Origin of the sequence: Flavobacterium croceum DSM 17960, from assembly GCF_002917885.1 — a bacterium.
Lineage (GTDB): Bacteria > Bacteroidota > Bacteroidia > Flavobacteriales > Flavobacteriaceae > Flavobacterium > Flavobacterium croceum.
Map to the genome: position 1 here is coordinate 1 of NZ_PQNY01000002.1, position 21,159 is coordinate 21,159.

21 protein-coding genes and 1 pseudogene are annotated in these 21,159 nt (G+C 30.2%); 17 read left to right on the top strand and 5 right to left on the bottom strand.

The genetic code is table 11. The features are described 5' to 3' along the window. Positions 1-131: 131 nt before the first annotated feature. Genes Q361_RS13835 through Q361_RS01540 form a run of 3 tightly spaced genes read right to left on the bottom strand, consistent with a single transcriptional unit; the run spans position 132 to position 2,196 of the window. Positions 132-473: a HaeIII family restriction endonuclease gene (locus Q361_RS13835; RefSeq protein ID WP_211290358.1), complete on the bottom strand. Its 342-nt coding sequence runs from the start codon at positions 471-473 to the stop codon at positions 132-134. Beyond that, positions 470-1,102 (bottom strand): HaeIII family restriction endonuclease, encoded by a 633-nt coding sequence (locus Q361_RS01535; RefSeq protein WP_211290359.1) that lies wholly within the window; start codon positions 1,100-1,102, stop codon positions 470-472. Before Q361_RS01535 ends, Q361_RS13835 begins: the two co-directional genes overlap by 4 nt. Then, a complete protein-coding gene (locus tag Q361_RS01540) occupies positions 1,102-2,196 on the bottom strand; it encodes a DNA cytosine methyltransferase (protein ID WP_103724953.1) in 1,095 nt (364 codons plus the stop codon). The genes Q361_RS01535 and Q361_RS01540 overlap by 1 nt, the downstream gene beginning before the upstream one ends. Before the next feature lie 321 nt (positions 2,197-2,517). On the opposite strand from Q361_RS01540, the pseudogene Q361_RS13985 reads away from it, so the two are divergent. The 13 genes and pseudogenes from Q361_RS13985 to Q361_RS01605 all read left to right on the top strand — a co-directional run bounded on the left by Q361_RS13985 (position 2,518) and on the right by Q361_RS01605 (position 14,488). Next, positions 2,518-2,976 (top strand): annotated as a pseudogene (locus Q361_RS13985) (DUF6985 domain-containing protein). Between the two features lie 217 nt (positions 2,977-3,193). Then, positions 3,194-3,529: a hypothetical protein gene (locus Q361_RS01550; RefSeq protein WP_103724955.1), complete on the top strand. Its 336-nt coding sequence runs from the start codon at positions 3,194-3,196 to the stop codon at positions 3,527-3,529. 32 nt (positions 3,530-3,561) lie between these two features. After that, complete coding sequence (locus tag Q361_RS01555) at positions 3,562-4,167, top strand: hypothetical protein (RefSeq protein ID WP_103724956.1); 606 nt, start codon at positions 3,562-3,564, stop codon at positions 4,165-4,167. 350 nt (positions 4,168-4,517) lie between these two features. Beyond that, the gene (locus Q361_RS01560; protein WP_103724957.1) at positions 4,518-5,024 is read left to right on the top strand and encodes a hypothetical protein; all 507 of its coding nucleotides are present in this window, start codon (positions 4,518-4,520) and stop codon (positions 5,022-5,024) included. Between the two features lie 191 nt (positions 5,025-5,215). Beyond that, positions 5,216-5,776, top strand: coding sequence for a hypothetical protein (locus tag Q361_RS01565; protein WP_103724958.1), 561 nt, complete (start codon positions 5,216-5,218; stop codon positions 5,774-5,776). A gap of 161 nt (positions 5,777-5,937) precedes the next feature. Continuing rightward, entirely contained in the window at positions 5,938-7,764 is a 1,827-nt protein-coding gene (locus Q361_RS01570; RefSeq protein ID WP_103724959.1) for a DUF4932 domain-containing protein, read from the top strand. Positions 7,765-8,068: 304 nt separating this feature from the next. Next, a complete protein-coding gene (locus Q361_RS01580) occupies positions 8,069-8,767 on the top strand; it encodes a hypothetical protein (RefSeq protein WP_146046966.1) in 699 nt (232 codons plus the stop codon). Positions 8,768-9,885: 1,118 nt separating this feature from the next. Further along, positions 9,886-10,497, top strand: a complete 612-nt coding sequence (locus Q361_RS01585) for a hypothetical protein (RefSeq protein WP_103724962.1) — start codon at positions 9,886-9,888, stop codon at positions 10,495-10,497. 149 nt (positions 10,498-10,646) lie between these two features. Further along, the gene (locus Q361_RS13625) at positions 10,647-11,132 is read left to right on the top strand and encodes a hypothetical protein (protein WP_146046967.1); all 486 of its coding nucleotides are present in this window, start codon (positions 10,647-10,649) and stop codon (positions 11,130-11,132) included. Further along, the gene (locus tag Q361_RS01590; RefSeq protein ID WP_245874588.1) at positions 11,122-11,355 is read left to right on the top strand and encodes an MBL fold metallo-hydrolase; all 234 of its coding nucleotides are present in this window, start codon (positions 11,122-11,124) and stop codon (positions 11,353-11,355) included. The genes Q361_RS13625 and Q361_RS01590 overlap by 11 nt, the downstream gene beginning before the upstream one ends. Positions 11,356-11,497: 142 nt before the next feature. After that, positions 11,498-12,859: a flavin monoamine oxidase family protein gene (locus Q361_RS01595; RefSeq protein ID WP_103724963.1), complete on the top strand. Its 1,362-nt coding sequence runs from the start codon at positions 11,498-11,500 to the stop codon at positions 12,857-12,859. Between the two features lie 25 nt (positions 12,860-12,884). Beyond that, on the top strand, positions 12,885-13,307 hold the full coding sequence (locus Q361_RS01600; RefSeq protein ID WP_103724964.1) for a VOC family protein: 423 nt from the start codon (positions 12,885-12,887) through the stop codon (positions 13,305-13,307). A gap of 23 nt (positions 13,308-13,330) precedes the next feature. Beyond that, positions 13,331-14,488 carry a retropepsin-like aspartic protease gene (locus tag Q361_RS01605; protein WP_103724965.1) on the top strand — a complete coding sequence of 386 codons (1,158 nt, stop codon included), beginning with the start codon at positions 13,331-13,333 and terminating at the stop codon, positions 14,486-14,488. 2 nt (positions 14,489-14,490) lie between these two features. Here Q361_RS01605 and Q361_RS01610 read toward each other — a convergent pair whose 3' ends face one another. Further along, positions 14,491-16,077 carry a S41 family peptidase gene (locus Q361_RS01610; protein ID WP_169929241.1) on the bottom strand — a complete coding sequence of 529 codons (1,587 nt, stop codon included), beginning with the start codon at positions 16,075-16,077 and terminating at the stop codon, positions 14,491-14,493. Between the two features lie 43 nt (positions 16,078-16,120). On the opposite strand from Q361_RS01610, the gene Q361_RS01615 reads away from it, so the two are divergent. Further along, positions 16,121-16,483 carry a ribosomal maturation YjgA family protein gene (locus tag Q361_RS01615; protein ID WP_103724967.1) on the top strand — a complete coding sequence of 121 codons (363 nt, stop codon included), beginning with the start codon at positions 16,121-16,123 and terminating at the stop codon, positions 16,481-16,483. A gap of 50 nt (positions 16,484-16,533) precedes the next feature. On the opposite strand, the gene glmM is transcribed toward Q361_RS01615, so the two are convergent. Further along, positions 16,534-17,928 (bottom strand): phosphoglucosamine mutase, encoded by a 1,395-nt coding sequence (glmM, locus tag Q361_RS01620; protein WP_103724968.1) that lies wholly within the window; start codon positions 17,926-17,928, stop codon positions 16,534-16,536. 93 nt (positions 17,929-18,021) lie between these two features. Between glmM and Q361_RS01625 the strand changes: the two genes are divergently transcribed. The 3 genes from Q361_RS01625 to Q361_RS01635 are packed head-to-tail and all read left to right on the top strand — an operon-like array spanning position 18,022 to position 21,135. Continuing rightward, complete coding sequence (locus Q361_RS01625; protein WP_103724969.1) at positions 18,022-18,618, top strand: acyl carrier protein phosphodiesterase; 597 nt, start codon at positions 18,022-18,024, stop codon at positions 18,616-18,618. Continuing rightward, on the top strand, positions 18,615-19,283 hold the full coding sequence (locus Q361_RS01630) for a DNA alkylation repair protein (protein WP_146046968.1): 669 nt from the start codon (positions 18,615-18,617) through the stop codon (positions 19,281-19,283). The genes Q361_RS01625 and Q361_RS01630 overlap by 4 nt, the downstream gene beginning before the upstream one ends. Positions 19,284-19,314: 31 nt before the next feature. Next, positions 19,315-21,135 carry a chloride channel protein gene (locus Q361_RS01635; protein ID WP_103724971.1) on the top strand — a complete coding sequence of 607 codons (1,821 nt, stop codon included), beginning with the start codon at positions 19,315-19,317 and terminating at the stop codon, positions 21,133-21,135. The last annotated feature ends 24 nt before the right edge of the window (positions 21,136-21,159 follow it).

The following is a 21,159-nucleotide window of genomic DNA, read 5'->3' on the forward strand; positions in this document are numbered from 1 at the left end:
AAATTGAAGTACGTTTTTCACGAAAATGTTTATCTTCTTTAGCAGAAATTAATTAGTTCGCTGACCTCGCTTCTGCGTCAAGCCGCAAAACGTTATATGCAAGCCATCGACCAGCGTGCTAAAGACCGACCTTAACCAATAAACAGCTGATTTGAGAAAAGTGAATGCGGTGCAGACACTAAATTAATATCGAACTTTAAAGATGGTTCAATTCGAGAACTTGCGTTATGAATACGAAACGAAATTTGCCAACCTTCACTTAATGTGACTAAAATTGTCGTCTTCGAATTATCTTGGTAAACGACTTCGATAAGACGGTTTGGCAATTTTAAACGCTGAATTTTCGCTTTTGGCTTTATGTTTTCAAACGGTAAATTTAAAGTTCCGTGTAAATTGTAAGCTTGAATTTCGACTTTGTTTTTTCCTTTTATAACTTTGTAGAAATCCTTATTCCCAATTAAGTATTTAATCAAATTTCGGCTACAATCCCAGGATTTTCTTTATCTAAACGTAATAATTCTTTCTTAAAAGCATCCAAAACAGGAACATAGACAGAAGTGTGGTAATCTCCCAAAGTATCCCATTTTTGAGTTGCTTTACTTGCCGTTCTCAACTTTGCTAAATTATCGAAAACGGGTTTTATTTCTTGGAAATATTTAATAGAACAAGGAAAACCTAACCATTTTTGACCAAAATCAATATCATTTGACAAACGAGAATGTTTAACTGCTCTATGATTATTTTTTGCTGAAATTCCTATCTCCCATTTTTGTAATGACCTAATTGCCAAAACATCCCGAACATCGCCAGTTTGACCAGCTTTGTCAGCTACAATTTCGAGTTGCAAAATATCTTTATCACTAATTCCGTTTGCTAATCGTGGTTCAATATCGAGTAAAAAATTCACTGCAAAACTTGCTACCAATTTATAATGACTTTGCTCCTTTTCGTCAAAACTAACGAAACATTTCAAGGCAGTTTTGTAAGGTTCATTTTCAACGACTGAAACAGAAGTAAGAACTTTTAAACGCTCTAAAAATTCATTCAATAAAGCATATTCAAACGCTTTTCCATTTATGGTTTGGGTTGCAATTTTCGCCATTATACTACTGTTACTCTATTTACAATCTCATTTAATTTTTCAATTACAATATTTCCATTGTATTCGGTGGAAATAGATTTTGGAGTTACTCTATTAATGACTTTCAAATTCTCCAAATCGTCATAAATTTTTTCAGCCAAAACTTTACCAATTCTAACAGGAACAGCATTACCAATCATTTTATAACCAGCAACAACACTACTATATTCAAACGAAAAAGTGTCAGGAAACGTTTGAATTCTTGCACACTCTCGAACACTCAATCTACGATACAAATGTTCTTGACCTTTCACAAATTCACGCAAATTTTGCTCAATAAATTTCATTTTTGGAGCTTGTGGGTGTATAGGTGCGTGACGACCACCAGCTTGAATAGTAAATGAAACTTCATCCCAAGAACGAACTCTGTTTCTCGACATATACATTGACGAAAATCCGCCAATCATATATTCGTGATTTAAAACTTTACAATCTCTTCCATTAGTATAGTTTCCTTCTTTTGCAGGTAAGACAGTATCTTTTAAATCTCCAATTGCTTCTTCAAGAGTGATTTTATTTTCTAACGTTGTAGGTCTTGGAAAAGTGAATTTAATTCCCAAATCTTTACGGTAACCAATAAAGAAAACACGCTTTCTATCTTGCGGAACACCATAATCTGACACATTCAACAATTGAAATGACAAGTCGTAACCTATATCAGTGAACATCTGTTTTATGTTCGCTAACGCTTCTTTGTGAGCAGGCAACAACATTCCAGACACATTTTCTGCCAAGAAAAATTTAGGTTTTTTATCAGCAAGTATTCTCATAAACTCATAAAACAGCTGACCTCTTTTATCAGCTATACCACGCTTAGAACCAGCTTCTGACCAACTTTGACAAGGCGGACCACCAATAATCCCATCACAATCAGGAACTTCACTTGACGGAATATCGACAATGCTTCGTCTGTCTAAAATTGTATTTTTATGGTTCTTCTCATACGTTGCCCAAATTTCTTTATCGTATTCATTTGCCCAAACGACATCAAATCCAGCCTTCTCAAAGCCCAAATCAAGACCACCAGCACCTGCAAAAAACGACACAACTTTCATACTTTGCAAATTAAATTATTCAACAACAAAATTACTAAATTTAAACATACCGGCCAAATTATGAACAGGAAAATTGGCCTGCCTATAACAGGGGTTTCGCGTAATGGCGGGCGAAGTGCTTCGTATGAAACATTTCACTAAATTTGAACTTTGGTGCTTCGTATAAAAAGTTGTGCATAAAATCCGCCACTACGCAAAGCCCCGAAACGTTGTGCGTCATTTTGGACGAACGAAATAGAAAAACATTTACTGAAATGAAAAAAAAAACTAATCATACTTTTAATTTGCGGAATATCTTTATTGGCTTTTTCTTGTGGAAACTTGAAAAAAAATGAGGAAGAAAAAAAAGCAGACTTAAATAATCAAAATGTAGAAATAAAATCTAAAATAAAATTAGCTTTTTTAGCTCAAAAAGACGTTGAAGTAATATTTTGGAATTCTAAAGGAAAAATAAGTGATAAACAAGCTGAAAATTTATCAGAATTTGCAAAAGAGGAAAAAGAATTAAAAGAAAAAATTAAGCTTGCAATATTTGAATATTATAAATCAGTTTATGATGATTACAAAAGTGGAATTGATTTGGCTAATACAGAAATAACTAAATAGGATTTAGAAAAAATATTACCAACTCCAACAACACCAGAAATGCTTTTCAAAAGTTATGAAATTGGCAATATTCATATTCAAGATGACAAAAACTGCAAATTAGGAACAATCGGATTAGAATTCGATTGCGATTGGGATATTGAAAATGGATTGGGAGTAAAAATTGAAAATTAGAAAATTAAAGAAGTTGGAGTTGCTGAAAGCGCTTACTATTAAAAAAACGAACGCACAACAGGCGTTTGGCAAGATTGCGAATTTTGTAGCAAATTCACATTTTTCTTTCGCAAGAAATATTATCTTAGTGGAAAATTAAGCGGTCACGAAGTTCGCCACTCCTTGAAGCCGCGAAACGTTATAAGCCATTTTCTGAAAAACGAAACAAAATAGACGTATGAGATCACTCTTTTTATTATTATTTTCCTTAACAATTTTTTCTTGCAAAAATGTTAAATCAACATCAGATGAAGAAGAAAGTCATATGCAATTGCATAAAGAAATGGATAAAGTTGATGAAGAATATTCTAAATTTGAAAAGCAATTATTAAACTTATATACAGAATCTGAAAAAAATCCTGATATAATCACATCAAAAGCTGATAGCTTATTAAATGTAAATAAAAACGAAAAAGACAAATACAAATCTCAAATAAAGGGAACTATTGAAGACCAATTACATTATTTAAAAGCGAACTATATTATAAAGAAAAAGAATATGAAAAGTCTATAAAAGAATTATTCGATGATGATTATGATTTTGTTATGGGTGACAGAGCTTGTGCTTATGCTGCAAACTACTTAAAGTTAAAGCAACTAGACAAGGCTAGATCGTTTGTCGATAGCATTAGAAAAGGTTATTACATATACGATTATGCGTTAGCAAATTATAATGAAAGTGTTGGGAATAAAAATGAAGCGTATAAAATTTACAGAGAAATAAAAAACAATAAATCAATCAAACATTACGCCTATTATAAACTTGCAGTATCTCGATTTCAAGAACTTGGAAAAACTAATCCAAAACTTCTAAATGAAATATATTTTCCAACTAGAAATCCAAGTTTTGAGATTGCTGATTCTGATAATGAAAACAGAACGAAAATATTTAACTTGATGGAAAAATTACCTGAAAATCAGAAATGGGCAGGAACAAGAATTGTAGAATCTCCACAAGAAAATGATAAAAATTATTATTGGGTAAGAGTTGAAACTGAACAAAAGAAAAAATTTAATTATTACATTTATAAAGAAACCTTTGAAATAAAGTTTTTAGACACAATAAAAAATAAACTAATGACTTTGGAAGAGTGGAGAAAAAAAATAAAAACGGCTTATAACAGCGGTTTCAAGAAATGGCGAAAAATGTAGTAAATTCACATTTTTCTTTCGCAAGTTTTTTTATCTTAGTGGAAAATTAGCGGTTACGAAGTTCGCCACTTCTTGAAGCCGCGAAACGTTAGCAGCAACAATATGACGAAACTTATAAAAAAAACATTTATCTTATTAATTTTCATATTGTTATCTTGTAATAACAAAAATGAAAGCATAAAAAAATCAACCCAACAGAAAATAAAAATGTTGATGAAAATGTCGAATTTAAAGCTACATATAAAGGTTCGGGTAAACTTGTACCAATTGACCTAAACGATAAAAATTATATTGACATTAATTTCTATTGTAAAGATACTTTAACCAAAAATGGGTGGAAAATCGAATATTTGGTAAAAGACGATAAAACAAAATATGAGGATTTATATTTAAGATGGTCTAAAGGAAATAAAACAGGACTTTTTTGTTGTGCTTCTACTCTACTTATGAGAAGTTATTTCATACCAAAATATAAAGGAGAAAATGAAAACCATATATTTTTAACTCACGGTTGCTCAACACAAGGAGAAGCTATTTTAACATTACCAAAAAACACAAAACATAAAGGAATTGATTATTCTTTTGTTGTCGATTATGATATAAAAACTGGCAAAATTGGATATATTCCAGAAAGAAGTTTTAGTCTTAATGAATTAGAAGTGGAAGTTGTAAATTTAAAAAACGGCATAAAGAAGCCTATACTTTTCCAAAATATTTGCCTTATAGCACCTGAAGAAAGCTGTATTGACAAAATGATATTTGAGAAGAATCGGGTTGAAATAATCGCTACTTTAATTGACAAAAATGACAAAATGAGAGAAAAAACAATTGTTGAAAAACATACGTTAGAATTCTAATAAAAATTGCTGCTGCTAACAGTGGTTTCAAGAAATGGCGAAAAATGTGGTAAATTCACGTTTCTCTTTCGCAAGTTTTTTTATCTTAGTGGAAAATTAAGCGGTCACGAAGTTCGCCACTCCTTGAAGCCGCAAAACGTTGTGTGATATTTTCGTGCGACAGAAAACTCAAAAAACTAAAGTAGAAAATAATGAAACAAATCATTTTAATTTTAACAATTATTTCAATTGTTTGCTGTAACAAAAATGTAGAAAAAGAAAACTCAGAGATTGATTTATTAAACGACAAAATTAAAAATCCTAAAACAGAAATTAATAGCCAACTATCAAAAGAAAAGAGAGAAGACAAGATAACAGATAATTCGCCAGTAGAAACTGCATTGAAATTTATAAATTTATACATTACCGATTGTAATAAAGTGAAAGAATCAGTTGGTTACATAAATTTTGTAAAATCAAGTCAATTGACATCAAACAGCTTTAAAATTGAATTACAGAAAATTGTAGAAGAAGCTGAAAAAGAAGATCCTGAAATGGGACTTGATTTTAACCCAATAGTTAACGGACAAGATTATCCAGAAGAAGGTTTTGAATTAAAATATTTTAACCCTAAAACGAATTATATAATTATGAAAGGTAAAAAATGGACTGATTTTGAAGTTACTATGAAATTAGTTTTGGTTAATGAAAAATGGCTTGTTGATGGTTGCGGAATAGTAAATATTCCCGAAAATTATCAAAGTAAAAGATAAAAACAGGACACAACAGCGGTTTGGCGCAATAGCTCGTTTTTTCTTAAATTGAAATCTATTTTCACGAAAATGTTTATCTTTAGCAGAAATTAAATCGTTCGCTGGCTTCGCTTCTGCGTCAAGCCGCGAAACGTTAGCAAAAATTCTTATAAGAAATCGTAATGACAAAGAAAATTTTGATTTTAATTATCCTTTTTTGTATCTCAAATTATGGATTTACCCAGCAAAATAAACAATTAGAAAATGCAAAAGTAGACCCAAGAATTGAACTGCTCTCTATAGTATTTAGATTAGCAGATGCGGACGAGTTTAAAGCAGATTATTTCAAAAGTTATGTAAGTGATATAAATTCATATTTTGCTGAATACAAAAATCACGAGTTTATAAACTTCATCAAAGAAATCCGAAAAGAACAAGGAATTGGATATGATGCTGTGGCTAAAATGGCTATTCATCTATCCTATCCTGAATTAAAACCAATAATTCCTTTCTCTAAAAATATCCCTGAAAAACGTTGGGGAAAAAACATCAAAAGCACAGAACATTTTATAACACTGCTACAAAAATTTCACAAAGAAAGTAACTTTCAAAAATTTTATAGCGAACATCAGAATTTGTACAAAATTGCTGAAGAACGATTTAATAAAAATGTTTTAAATGAAATTGATTTAGATTGGTATCCTCAATTTTATGGTAAAGTTCCGAACGAAAAGTTTACTATTATTTTAGGAATGGGATTTACTGGGAATTTTGGAGTGAAAATACAAGTTCCAAATCAAAAGGAAATAGTTTACAGTATTTTAGGAGCTTGGGGTTTTGATGATGATGGAAATCCTGTTTACACAACTAAAAATGGTTATACAGAAACCATTGTTCACGAATTTAACCACTCTTTTGTAAATTATCTTCAAGACAATATTGAAAAGGATTTAGAGCCTTATGGAGATAAAATTTACAAAATCGTAAAAAAAGATTTAAACGAACAAGCATACAGTGATTGGCTCACTGCTTTAAATGAAGGTTTAGTTAGAGCTGCTGTTATTGAATATTTTGCTTCGTCAAAAAAAGCCGATGCTAAGCTAAAAAATGAACAATTTTTTCACGAAACATACTTGAGAAAATTTTATTGGGTTCCTGATTTAGTTTCTTCCATAGAAATCTATCAAAAAAATAGAGATAAGTTTCCAACCTTGGAGAGTTACATGCCAAACCTTATAAAGGCTTATGAAGCTGTTTCTAAAAACCCAATAAATACATATAAAAAAAATATGGAACTTGTATTTACATTGCCAATCAACAAAAATTTTAATTCACCAAAAATCATAGACTTTTCACCAAAGAATAACGCACAAAATATTTCTACAGATATTAAAGAAATTGTTTTGTTCTTCGACAAAGAAATGCTTTACAATTACAATATAAAACAACCACCTTTTCCTTATTCAACCATTCCAATTGATTCAATTAAATTATCAGAAAGTAAAAAAGAAATACACATTTCATTAAAGAGAAATCTTAATGAAAATACAGAATACGGATTAGCTTTCGGAGCAAATTTTAGAAGTGTAGATTCTCTGAATTTGGACAAATCATATTTATACACATTCTCTACCATACCAAAACCAAAAATCAATTCAACTATTTCTAAAAACAAAAGGGATTTCAAATTCACTTTTTCAACTACAGAAAATAGGATATTAACGGATTTGGATGGAACACCCAAAATATATCTACAAACTTATTTGAAAAACAATAAAATAAAATCTATAAAATTGATTGGAGATTTCAACGATTGGAATAAAGAAAACAACAAATATAGACTCACTAATGTTTCTGAAAACAAATATCGAATTTCACTTTCAAAAAAGCTTTTAAAAAACAAATCGAATTTTAGTTTTCTAATAAATGACGAATATTTAATTCTTCCAAATCATATAGACGAAAATGTAGATTATCAACCAAATTACAAATACTTTAAAACCGAATAATAAAAACTTCTGCTAACAAGGGTTTTTTAAAATGGCGGGGGCCGTCTAAGTTGAAATTTTCGGCTTCATAATCCGCAAAAGCCAATTTTATTGGCTTTTTTTCATAATTTAGCAAATAGAAATTGGCTTTTGTTACGTGTCGTCTAAATCGAAACTTTCGTCTTCGATTTCCCGCCACTTCGCAAAGCCCTGTTCGTTAGCCAACAGTTTGTTGGAACTCAGGAAAAAACAGAACAAAATGACAAATAACAATTATTATTTATATTATTTTTTCTTCATAATAACATTTGGTTGTTCTGAAAAAATGGAAACAAAAGTGGAAAAAACAATTGAAAATATAATTGAAAAATTTCCTCAATTAGAAACTGAAGAAAAATCATTTGGAAAAAATTACAAACTTATTAAAAGTGTAAAGAATGCAGAATTTGATTTTGAAATTCAATTATTTTCTCAACCAGACAGTTTAAAAGACTATCAGCAAATAATTATTTTGATTAATTCAAAAAAAAAATGTTCAGCAATTCCATTCTTTAATAACAAATACAAAGATTATTGGGAATTTCCATTTGACAAACCAATTAAAAACGTTGATAAAATAAAATCAACTTTCAAAATTGAGTTAAATAATGCTTTGAACATATTTCCTAATCCAAAGAATCCGTTGAAAGATAGAAACATAAAATACGAGGTTGTAAATGAAATGCTACAATCATTATTAATCACCAAAAAATTAGAAGAAAAAGATAGTTTACTTATTTACAAAACTATACAATCAAATTCAAATATTCCAAATGAAACTTCTGATTCTGCATTTGTTAGACTACGTAAAAATTATGAAAAAATGAAAAAAGAATGGCACCCAAAAGATTTCATAATTAATTACAATTGCTATTATGACGAAGAGAATGGAAGAATATACCAACTAAATTATAACGAAAAAATAAAAGGTTTTGATGTGAAAAATTACAGACAAGATTGGGGATTTACACCAATGACATTATAAAACCGTTGGCTAACAGCGGTTTCAAGAAATGGCGAGACATGGAATTTATTTGAAATCGGAAAGGTTATTAATTTAAAGTTTTGTTTATATTTGTGAAGGCTTGGTCTTGGTTCATCGCCACTTCATGAAGCCGCGAAACGTCGCCTACTATACGCGGAAAAATTCCGGAAGAAATTTTTTCCTGGTTTCTTAAAGGAAGAATAATGAATATTCCAACTTCGTGGTTTTTCTTTTCTTTTTTTGTCGGAACTTTATCAGAAAATTACGGCTGAACGAAATCGGACAAAAACTGAAATCTAAAAGAAAGTTTACGGAAATTTGTACTTAAAAAGTGAAATCTGAAACAGATTAAAAGAATAAATCGACAAGAAAATTTGAAACGTCGAAAGCGGAAAAATTTTTTACAAGCGAAAGAAATTCGGCAAACTCGAAAACTGAAAGAAAAAAACTACTCAACTTGAAAGCAGAAAAACGAAGATTCGCACAGCAGGCAACAGCGGTTCGGCGCAATAGCTCAATTATTATTAAATTGAAGTCCGTTTTTTACGAAAATGTTTATCTTTAGCAGAATTTAATTCGTTCGCTGGCTTCGCTTCTGCGTCAAGCCGCAAAACGTTGCCTGCTATACGCGGAAAAATTCCGGAAGAAATTTTTCCTGGTTTATTAAAGAAAGAATTATGAATATTTCAAATTCGTGGTTTTTTCTTTTTTTTGTCGGAATTTTATCAGAAAATTACTGCTGAACGAAATCGGACAGAAAACTTTCGTGAAATTATGCTTGAAAAGTAAATTAGTGTGAGACAAAAAAGTAGAAACACCGAAAGTGGAATTTTTTTTTTTTAGAAGCGAAAGCGGAAAAAAACTTGAAATCTGAAAGAAAAAAACTACTCGACAGACAACAGAAAAACGCAGATTTGCCCAGCAGTCAACAGCGGTTTGGCGCAATAGCTCATTTTCTCTTAAATTGAAGTCACTTTTTCACTAAAATGTTTATCTTTAGCAGAAATTAATTCGTTCGCTGGCTTCGTTTCTGTGTCAAGCAAGGAAACGTTAGGCGTCATTTTAGCCGAACTAGCTCAAAAAATAGCAAGTTACACAGGGAAATTTAAATTTCATTAATGGAAAATTGGATAGAGTATATTGATTTAAAATTTTCAGAGTATGAAAAAATTAATTCACACGAAAACAAAAATGGCTTTTATCCAAGCAGAATTTATAAAATAAATGGAACATATATTGAGTTTGAGTTTGACGGAATAACTAAACTGAAAAAAATAGAGTGTGGAAAATATTGGACTATCAACAATGCAGAATATATTAGTAAGGTAAAAGCAGTTTTTGAACAATCAAAAAATAATTTTATACTGTTTTTGCAAACTTCATTTGACGGCGAAAATGAAACTAAATATGAACTTAAATTTACTCCTGAAAACATAAAAAAGCTAGACCGATTTTTAAAACTGCCAATCGAAACTGGATGGATTGAAAAACTTTATAAATATAAAAATGGTGCTTACAAAATAGAAATTGAAAATTTATCTAATGAATTTGAAATTAATAATTGTGAAATTATTTTATTAGACATTGCGGAACAAGATTTGCCTTTTGTTGGTGATAAATTATCTAGAAAAATCAATACTTTTTTTATCGACAAATTTGCAAAAAAGGAAAATATAGAAGTAGAAATAACAGAAGTGAAACCAATTGAGGATAAAAAAACGAACGCCTAACAGCGGTTTCAAGAAATGGTGAAAAATGTACTAAATTCCCGCTTTTCTTTCGCAAAAAATATTATCTTAGTGGAAAATTAAGTGGTTACAAAGTTCGTGAGTTTAAAAGAACGCAGAAACTCAAAATCAAATAAAAAATTAACTAAGTAATGTTGATCAATATAAATAAAAAATATCTTTATTTATCAATCGTAATTTCAATTGTGTTATTCATATTATTGAACTTCTTTGTTGGCCCAACTTCTGTATTTGGTCTATCAGAATTTATACAGAATAAGACAGGTTACTTTTTCGGAGTTGAAATAAACACATTCGATTATCTTATAATTTCGTCAATTCCAATGTGTAGTTTAATATTAACCGAAAAAAGAAATTGGAAAAATTTATCCGAAATTCTGATAAACAACTTAATCGTTTGTTTGAGTTGTGTTGTAAGCTTTAGCACTGGATTACTCGTATTGATTTCAAAGATTGGAAGTCCATCAAATAATCCACTATTTCCACAATATTTACGTGTAGAACCATTTAAGATTTACTCAACTCTTTTCATTGTTATTGGAATAATATTGCCTTTTTTAATTGGCAAGAAAGACATCACAAAAACAGAATATAAAATTGAGGAAAGTGGAAAATGATAACTTTAAAATATTAATGGATGTGTCTAAATTGAATATTTGTGATGAATGCAATAGTGAATTCAATAAAGAATCTTCTGAAATGGAAAATCATTGTCCAGAATGTTCTTTAGTTTTATATGGCTATCCGAATTGTGAACATAATTTTATAGAAAATCGTTGTGAAAAATGCTATTGGAATGGAAAATCTAGTGAATATATTGAAAAACTGAAAATCAGATAAATAAAAAACCGAATGCACAACAGGCGTTTGGCTAGATTGAAAATTTTATAGTAAACTCACTGTTACATCTTGTAACATCTTTTTTCAATTACAGAAACCAAATAGTACATACGAATATTACTTTTACAAACAATAAACAACAATGCAAAGACGAAAATTTATAAAAGACACTTTAACGGGTTTACCTCTTTTACTTATGACACCTTCTATCTTGGCAAGTTCTTGCAATGATAAAGATGATAATGAGTCTAATGACAAAAAAGTTATTGTTGTTGGTGGAGGTATTTCGGGGTTGGCAGCCGCAAAAAAATTAAAAGACAATGGGTTTGATGTTGTAGTATTGGAAGCTCAAGATAAAGTAGGTGGCCGATTACGCACCAATAGAACTCTTGGTTTTGACTTTGATGAAGGAGCTAGCTGGATACATGGTGTAGATGGAAATCCTATTACAGCTTTGGCACAACAAGCTGGTATGAATACTTTTGAAACTATTGATAATAGCCGAAAATCATACGATATAGGTGGAGTTTTAAGAACTGCTAGTGCATACAATAATGCAGAAGATGAGCTTTATACTATTTTAAATTCAATGATGAATAGTGGCAATGCAACACAAAGTTTTGAAACCATTTTTGCTAATTTATATCCTGATAAAGTAAATAATCGTCTTTGGAAATTTTTACTATCAACCTATGTAACATTCGATTGTGGGGATTTAAACAACTTGTCTTCTTTACTTTACAATGAAGGCGAAGAATTTGGTGGTGCAGAAAAAATAGCAACCAATGGGTATGATACTCTTGCAAACTTTTTGGCAAATGGTTTAGCTATTCAATGCAATGAAAGAGTCTCAAAAATAGATTATTCCAACTCAAAAATAAAAGTAACCCACAACGGAGTGATTACAGAAGCCGACTATGTTTTGGTAACCGTTCCTTTGGGTGTATTAAAAGCAAACACCATAGAATTTACACCAAGTTTGCCAAATACCAAAACAAATGCGATACAAAAATTGGGAATGAATTGCGTTAATAAATTTTTATTAACTTGGGATAATGCCTTTTGGGATGATGTTCAATACATTTCATACACACCAGAAATTAAGGATAAATTTAACTATTTTGTAAATGTTAAAAAAATCAATCCAAATGTAAATGCGCTCATGACATTTGCCTACGCAGATTATGCAAGACAAACAGAATCTATGAGCGATGCACAAATTATAGATGAAATTATGTTGCATTTAAAAGACATTTATGGAAATACTATTCCAAATCCTACACACTTATTAAGAACAAAATGGCAAACCAACGAAAATTCATTGGGTTCGTATTCTTATACCGCAGTAAGTACAGAAATGCACCATTTTGATGACTTGGCTGAAGAAATAAACGATAAAGTATTTTTTGCCGGAGAACACACAGAAGTAGACTATTTTTCTACAGTGCATGGAGCCTATTTAAGTGGCATTCGTGAAGCTAATAAGATTATAGATTTGATATAATACATATAAAAATAATACAAACAATATGGCACAAATAAATCCATATATTCACTTTAACGGGAATACAGAAGAAGCTTTTACATTTTATAAATCAGTATTTGGTGGTACATTTGGTACTATTACTAGATTTAAAGATATAGACTTCCCTCCTAACCTCATCTCTGAAAATGAAATGAACAAAATTATGCGCATTACATTGCCTATAGGACAACACACTTTGCTAATTGGAAGTGATGTTCCTGAATTTCTGGGGCAAGTAAATGAAAATGAAAATCGAAGCAAAATAGTAGTAAACACACAAACGAAAGAAGAAGCTGATACTATTTTTGAAAAATTATCTGCTGGTGGTCAAATTGAAGTCCCTATGGCAGATGCATCTTGGGGGGTATATTTTGGCATGCTTAGAGATAAATTTGGTATCGAATGGCTTATTGAATTTCAATCTTAAACAACTTTAATTTATTTTTATATATGAAATACATACTATCCCTAATACTATTTTTTTTATTTTTAAATGGTTATGCACAAAGTAAAACTATAGACACTATACCTTTTCATTTGGATAAATTATTGTTGGTTTTTAAAGGAAAAATTAATGGTGTAGAAACCGATTTTGCGTTTGATACTGGAGCTAGTCATAGCGTATCAAATACTAATGTAAATAGTATGGCAAAAATTTCCAAAAGCAAAGGAAAAAAAAGAGTTAAAGATTCAAATCAAAATCAAACCAAAATTGAAAATGTACTTATAGATGAACTTAATATAGGTAATTTTCATGTAACAAATTTAAAAGCTCTTACATATGATATGCCCTTTTTAAATTGTGCAAATCTTTTTTTATTGGGAGCCGATGTAATTAATAAATTTAATTGGAAATTTGATTTTGAAAAAAAACTAATCTATGTTTCCGAAACACCTTTTGAAACCGATGCTACCATGCAAACTTGGGATATTTTCTACAAATCGAATACACCGCGAGTAAGATACAGTTATAACAATAAAAACTTTAAAAGTTGTTTGATTGATTTTGGTTTTAATGGTATTCTTGAAGTAGATGCTGCTACTGATGATATAACCGAAATTTATCGTAAACAATCTACAAAAAATAAAGTAAACGAATATATTACTTCAAATATGAGTTTAACAGGTTTAGGAACACCTATTGAGGCTAACGATTTTATAATTGATACTATGTATATTCATAATACTCTTATAAAAGATATAAAAGTTTCTAGAAAAGCAAATACTGATGACAAAATTGGCGTTTATTTTTTTAATAAATATTGCAAGGAAGTTATATTAAATTACAGTCAAAATAAATTTTACTTAAATTTATTAAATGCTAATAATACAGTTGCAAATAAAAATCCATTAGACACAAGAGTAAGTATTAAAGAAGGTAAATTTATAATAACTTCTAAGAATATTAGTCAAAATAGTACAGCCTTACAACTAGATATAGATGAAGAAATTAAATCTGTAAATGGCAAATTAGTATCTGATTTTAAAGACGAATGTGAATTTTTACTTTGGTATTATTTATATAAAAATGAAACCTTGCTCATTGAAAAACTCAACGGTGAGAAAATAACAATCAGTAGGTCTACTAACATAAATAATACAAACTAAAATTACTTTTTTTCAATATCATTAATAATCCAATTGAGCTCTACATCAATATTTTTTAATTTATCTTGTACGGTTGGTATTAGGGGAATATCTGGATAAATTCCATGCCCTTTGGTATTGGTTTGATTTACAGGTCTAATATCCATCAAACCCAACCGCCAAGGTAATTTTGAATTTGGTAATTTTTTAATAGGCATAAATCCTGCTACAGTGCCATTAAAATCGCCACCTGTTTCTTCACCTACAAATACTACATTTTCTCTAGATTTTAATGCTGATGAGAGTAAACATGATGCCGAGAAACTTCCTCCATTTATCAAAACATACATTTTGCCTTTAAACGCATTGGCTTTACTTTGCTCTTCGTAAGCACTTTCCAATTTGTATGTATAAACTCCTGTAGCTTGTTTTTGTGTTGCCAAGTAGGTATAAGTTATATATACAGGATAAAATACTCCAGCAACAGGATATGCTATTTTTGGAATTCTAGAAAATAAATCAATATGCCATAAACTTGTTTTAGATGTAACAATTGCAGGCTGTGTAAGTGTATAATTTGAACTAGTAAAATAACCATATAGATTTACAATTTCACTTATTCGACCACCTGGATTGTCTCTCAAATCAAGTATCAGTGTTTTGCAACCTCGCTTTTGTATAGAATCAAATATTTTTCCGTAGGCTTTTTTATATCTTCCTGTGCTAAAATTTAAAATTTTAAGATATGCTGTTGTGCTATCTTTTGTAATAAACTTTAAGCTTTTTACATACTCATTTTTCGAAGCATCAAAACCATAGATTTTTTTATTCTTTTTGATTTTATTGGTAGATTCTTTTTTGGAATTATTTTTGTTTTCTTTAGGGTTTAAATTATCATTTTTTGCTACTGATTTTGTAGCTACTTTATTTTCTTTTTGTAAACGTTTAATACATTTGATATAAACCGAATCTTTGTATTGAAAAACAACTTCTACACTATCATTTATACCTATATTCTCTATTAAATAAGATGAAAAACGTTTTCCAAATGCTTTTCTAATATAAGTGGTATTGTAACCGTCTGAAGTAAGTGTTTTATAATATTTTTGATACAAGTCTATAGGTTTTACAGATTTTATTGAGATAATTTCAGAGCCCAATTTTATACTTTTATCGGTAGTTTTATTTTTTAGTAAAACTAATTTATTGTCTATCCACTCATAACCCAATTGTGTAATTGGCCCGTCACCCATTTTTTTGAACTGTTTTTGTTCTTTTTTGGTATATTTTTTATACAAAGGATTTATATACATATGCCCTTGATGTACTGATGCTATAACTGGGGCAATTAGTAACTGAAATTCATTGGGAGTTAAGGGCTGAGTAATTACTCTACGAATGCTATCAAATTTAGAATCTAAAGCTTCTTTACTGATGTACAAATTGGTAGAAGGATGCAACTTGTAGAGAGTTTTTTGAACATAATTAACATCTTCTTGTAATTTTTGTACAGAAATAGAAGTTTCTCTATGCTTATTGTACTGTTCTACCGATTGGCAACTTACTACAAATACCAATAAAGCGAAGTAAATGATTACTTTTGTTTTCATAAATGACTTGGGGTCTCTTTTAGTTTTATCAAAGAAAAAGCTTATGTATTTAAATAACAAATATTTTATTTTATTTCTAACAATTTTTATTGTAGAAGTACTCATAGCTCTGTATGTTCGAGATACATTTGTACGACCTTATTTAGGCGATATCCTCGTTGTAATACTGCTTTTTTGTGGCGCAAAAAGTTTTGTAAAAACACGCTCGATTTCTATTGCATTCATGGTTTTAGTGTTTGCTTTTTTCATTGAATTTTTACAATATATAAATTTTGTAGAACGTGTAGGTCTAAGCCAATATGCAATAGCTAGAGTTGTAATTGGTACTTCTTTTTCTTGGGAAGATATACTTTGTTATACTGTAGGATTTTTTCTAAGTTTACTACTAAGCCTTTTTTTAGAATAAAAAAACAGCCTTCAAGTTATGAAGACTGTATCTTAATGTATTTTAAAAAATTATATACCTGCTATGGTTTTTAATTCATCAACAAACCTAATGGCTAGATTATCTGCATCTGGCTGTGTAGGCGCTTCGGTATAAATACGAATTATGGGTTCTGTATTGGATTTGCGCAAATGAACCCATTCATTTTCAAAATCAATTTTTACACCATCTATAGTTGAGATATTTTCGTGAGTATATTTCTCGGCAATTGTTTTCATTACTGCATCTACATCTATTTGAGGTGTTAGTTCTATTTTATTTTTACTCATATAATACTGAGGATAACTTGCTCTAAGTTGAGCTACCGTTTTATCTTGTTGTGCTAAATATGTTAAAAATAATGCTACACCTACAAGCGCATCTCTACCATAGTGAATTTCTGGATATATAATACCTCCATTACCCTCTCCTCCTAGTACAGCTTTATTTTTCTTCATAAGTTCCACTACATTTACTTCGCCCACAGCACTTGCTTGATAGGTTTCGTTATGCTTAATTGTAATATCTCTTAAAGCTCGGGAAGAACTCATATTGGAAACTGTATTGCCTGGTGTTTTGCTCAAAACATAATCGGCTACTGCAACCAAAGTATATTCTTCTCCAAACATTTCGCCATCATTACTTATAAAAGCGAGTCTATCAACATCTGGATCGACTACTATACCAAAATCGGCATTTTCTTTTACAACCAATTCGCAAATGTCTGCTAAATGTTCTTTTAACGGTTCTGGATTATGCGGAAAATGACCATTAGGTTCGCAATAGAGTTTAATACACTCTACTCCCATTTGTTCTAATAATTTAGGAATAATAATACCTCCAGAAGAATTTACTCCATCTACCACTACTTTAAACTGCTTGGTTTTTACCAAATCTGCATCTACCAATGGTAAATTTAGCACCTCATCGATATGAATATCCATATAAGCATCGTTTTGAGTAATTTCGCCCAAACTATCTACATCGGCAAATTCAAAAGATTCGGCTTCTGCCAATGCTAAAATAACTTCGCCGTCTTTACCACTTAAAAATTCTCCTTTTTCATTAAGTAATTTTAAAGCATTCCATTGTTTTGGGTTGTGCGATGCGGTAAGTATTATACCGCCATCTGCTTGTTCCATAGGTACTGCAACCTCAACTGTTGGTGTGGTAGAAAGACCTAAATCTATTACATCTATACCCAAACCTAGTAAAGTATTTACTACCAAATTATGTATCATGGGGCCAGAAATTCGAGCATCTCGACCTATAACTACCTTAAGTTTCGATAGTTTACTTTTATTATTTTGTTTTAAAAATGTACCATAAGCCGATGCAAATTTAACGGCATCTACAGGGGTTAAATTAGTTCCTACTTCTCCTCCAATTGTTCCTCGTATTCCAGATATTGATTTTATTAATGTCATATTCTATTTTAAATTTTGAATAATAAATTTTAAATTCATACAAATATAATTTAAAATTCAAATTTCATCATTTATAATTATTAAATTAGTCGAATGAATTTCTTAGCGCATATATACCTTTCTGAAAATAACGACGAAATTAAAATTGGCAATTTTATAGCCGATAGTGTGCGAGGAAATAATTATCTTCATTATAATAATCACATACAAAAGGGTATTTTACTGCATCGCCATATTGACACTTTTACAGATAGTCATGCTATATACCGAAAAAGTAAACACAAACTCCATAACAAATACGGGCACTATTCGGGAGTAATTATGGATATTGTTTACGATCATTTTTTGGCAAAAAATTGGAATTCTTACAGCAATATTCCTTTAGAAGTTTTTGCAGATGAATTTTATAATCTTTTGCGCAATAATTTTGAATTATTACCCGAAAGGGTTCAAAAAATGCTTCCTTCTATGATTAGTAGAAACTGGCTTGTAAGTTATGCCTCGCTTTCTGGTCTAGAAATGATTTTGTTTCAAATGGATTACCGCACCAAAAATAGAGTTCATATGCAAGAAGCTATTGTAGAAGTTGAACTATTTTATACAGAATTGGAGCAAGAGTTTACTTCATTTTTTGAAGAGCTAGAAATTTCGTGCAAAGAAAAATTAAACCAATTAAATCAAATTTTATGAATTTTGTTCAAGACCTAAAACATAATCTTACCCAAAAAGCTTGCAGAGAAACTGCAATTCCTATGGAAAATTACATGAAAAATAATTTCAATTTTTTAGGGATAAAAACAGAAGCACGCAGAACTATTTTTAAAGAAACTTACGAAAAACATAAACAAGAAGTTAAAGCAAATTTTAGAGATATTGCTTGGCAATTATTTACAAAAAATGAGCGCGAATATCATCAATGTGCTATAGATTTATTAGTGAAAGAATTTAAAAAAAATTATGTTTTAGATGATATTACTTTTATAGAAAAATTAATTACAACCAACTCTTGGTGGGATAGTGTTGATGTTTTGGCAAAATATATATTGGGTGGATATTTAAAACAATTTCCAAATGAAACCTATAAAGTTGTTGAGCGTTTTTCAAACTCAGAAAACATGTGGCTCAATAGAAGTGCGCTACTTTTTCAGTTAAGCTATAAAGAAAAAACAGATTTTGAACTTTTAAAATCAGAATGTTTAAAACATAGCAAATCGAATGAGTTTTTTATTCAAAAAGCAATAGGTTGGGTACTTCGTGATTATAGTCGTTTTGATGCAGAAAATGTAAAAAAGTTTGTTGCCGAAGCGAATTTAAAACCTTTAAGTATAAGAGAAGCCTTACGAAATATAAAATAATTATCTTTGCACTCTATTTATACCATTGTATATGCCTGCAAGATATTTAGCAAAACTCCAAATTAAACTCAGACGCCTCTTTAATTACTTTGAGGTGTTTTTTGTATTGGCTCAAGAAATATTATCCAATCGCAATTTTATTTACTTAGCGAGTGTTGCAGTAGGCATATCGTGTGCTCTTGCTGTTATTTTATTAAAAACATTTGCACACAAAGTATTTTTATTTGCAAATTATGCCAATGGTTATTTAAAACTGCCATATGCTAATAGTATTTTTCCTATCATAGGTATTTTGCTGACCGTTTTTGTGATTAGAAATTTTCTAGACGGAAGTATTGAAAAAGGTAGCTCAAGAATTTTGCATGCTGTAGCAAAAAAAAATGGTATTATGCCTAGAAAGCAAATGTATGCTCAAATTATTACAAGCTCTCTTACGGTTGGTATGGGCGGTTCTGCTGGATTAGAAAGTCCTATTACAATAACTGGAGCTGCATTTGGGTCTAACTTTGCTCAAAAATATAAACTCTCTCAAAAAGACAGAATATTATTACTTGCATGTGGTGTAGCTGCTGGTATTGGTGCTGCTTTTAATGCCCCTATAGCAGGAGTTTTATTTGCCATAGAAATTGTACTTGTAGATGTTTCTATATCGGCTTTTATACCTATTATTATTTCGGCTGCTACAGGAGCTTTAATTTCTACTATAGTACTTAGCGATAATGTGCTATTGCATTTTACAAACGTTAAAAAATTTGATTTTCACAATACTATTTACTACATCATTCTCGGTGTTTTAGCAGGATTGGTAGCCACATATCATGCAAAAAATTTTAGGCGAGTAGAACATTTTTTTTCAAAACTTAAAAATAATAGCTACCGTAAAGCTTTAATGGGTGCATTGGTTTTGGCGGTACTAATATTTTTATTCCCCACATTGTTTGGAGAAGGTTATGAAAGTATTAAAGCATTGTCTACAAATAATCCTTCTGTAATTTTAGAAAATACATTGCTCGAAAAATATAAAGATAATGATTGGGTTCTTCTCAGTTTTATTGGCGCAATTGTTATGTTAAAATCGTTTGCAACCGGGCTAACTCTAGGCTCTGGAGGTAATGGAGGTAACTTTGCTCCTTCGCTATTTGTAGGCTCATATTTAGGTTTTTTTGTGGCAAAAAGTATTGGTTTATTGGGTATTAATTCCCATTTACCTATTGCTAATTTTGCCATGGTAGGCATGGCAGGAATATTAAGTGGTTTGTTTCATGCTCCATTAACAGCAATATTTCTTATTGGAGAAATTACAGGAGGCTACGAACTTATGGTACCCCTTATGATTGTTTCATCTATAAGTTTTGCAGTAACTAGACAGTTTGAAAAATACTCTATGGATGTTAAACCTTTGGCCGATTCGGGAGAAGTTTTTACAAGTGATAAAGACAAAAATATTTTGCAAAGTATTTCATTAAAAAAACTCATAGATACCTATAATAGTATCGTTTATGCTGATGAAAATTTAGAAAAAATAGTACAATTATATAGTACAAATAAGCAAACTTTATTCCCTGTAGTAGATCAACAAAATCAGTTAATTAGTTATTTTTATTTTAATGATATTAATCCGTATTTGTTAAATCAGTTTAGACTCAAACATACATTAATAAAAGATATTGCTGTAAATACTCAACCCATTGTATCTATAAATGACGATTTAGATGCCATTATGGAAATTTTTGATTCTTGTAATTATATCGAGCTACCTATTGTACACCAAGCATCGTATATAGGTAGTATTTCAAAATTAAAAATATTAGAAGCCTATAGAACAACTTGTATTGACATGCAAATTGAATAACTCAAAGATAAGTGTAGCTGCACT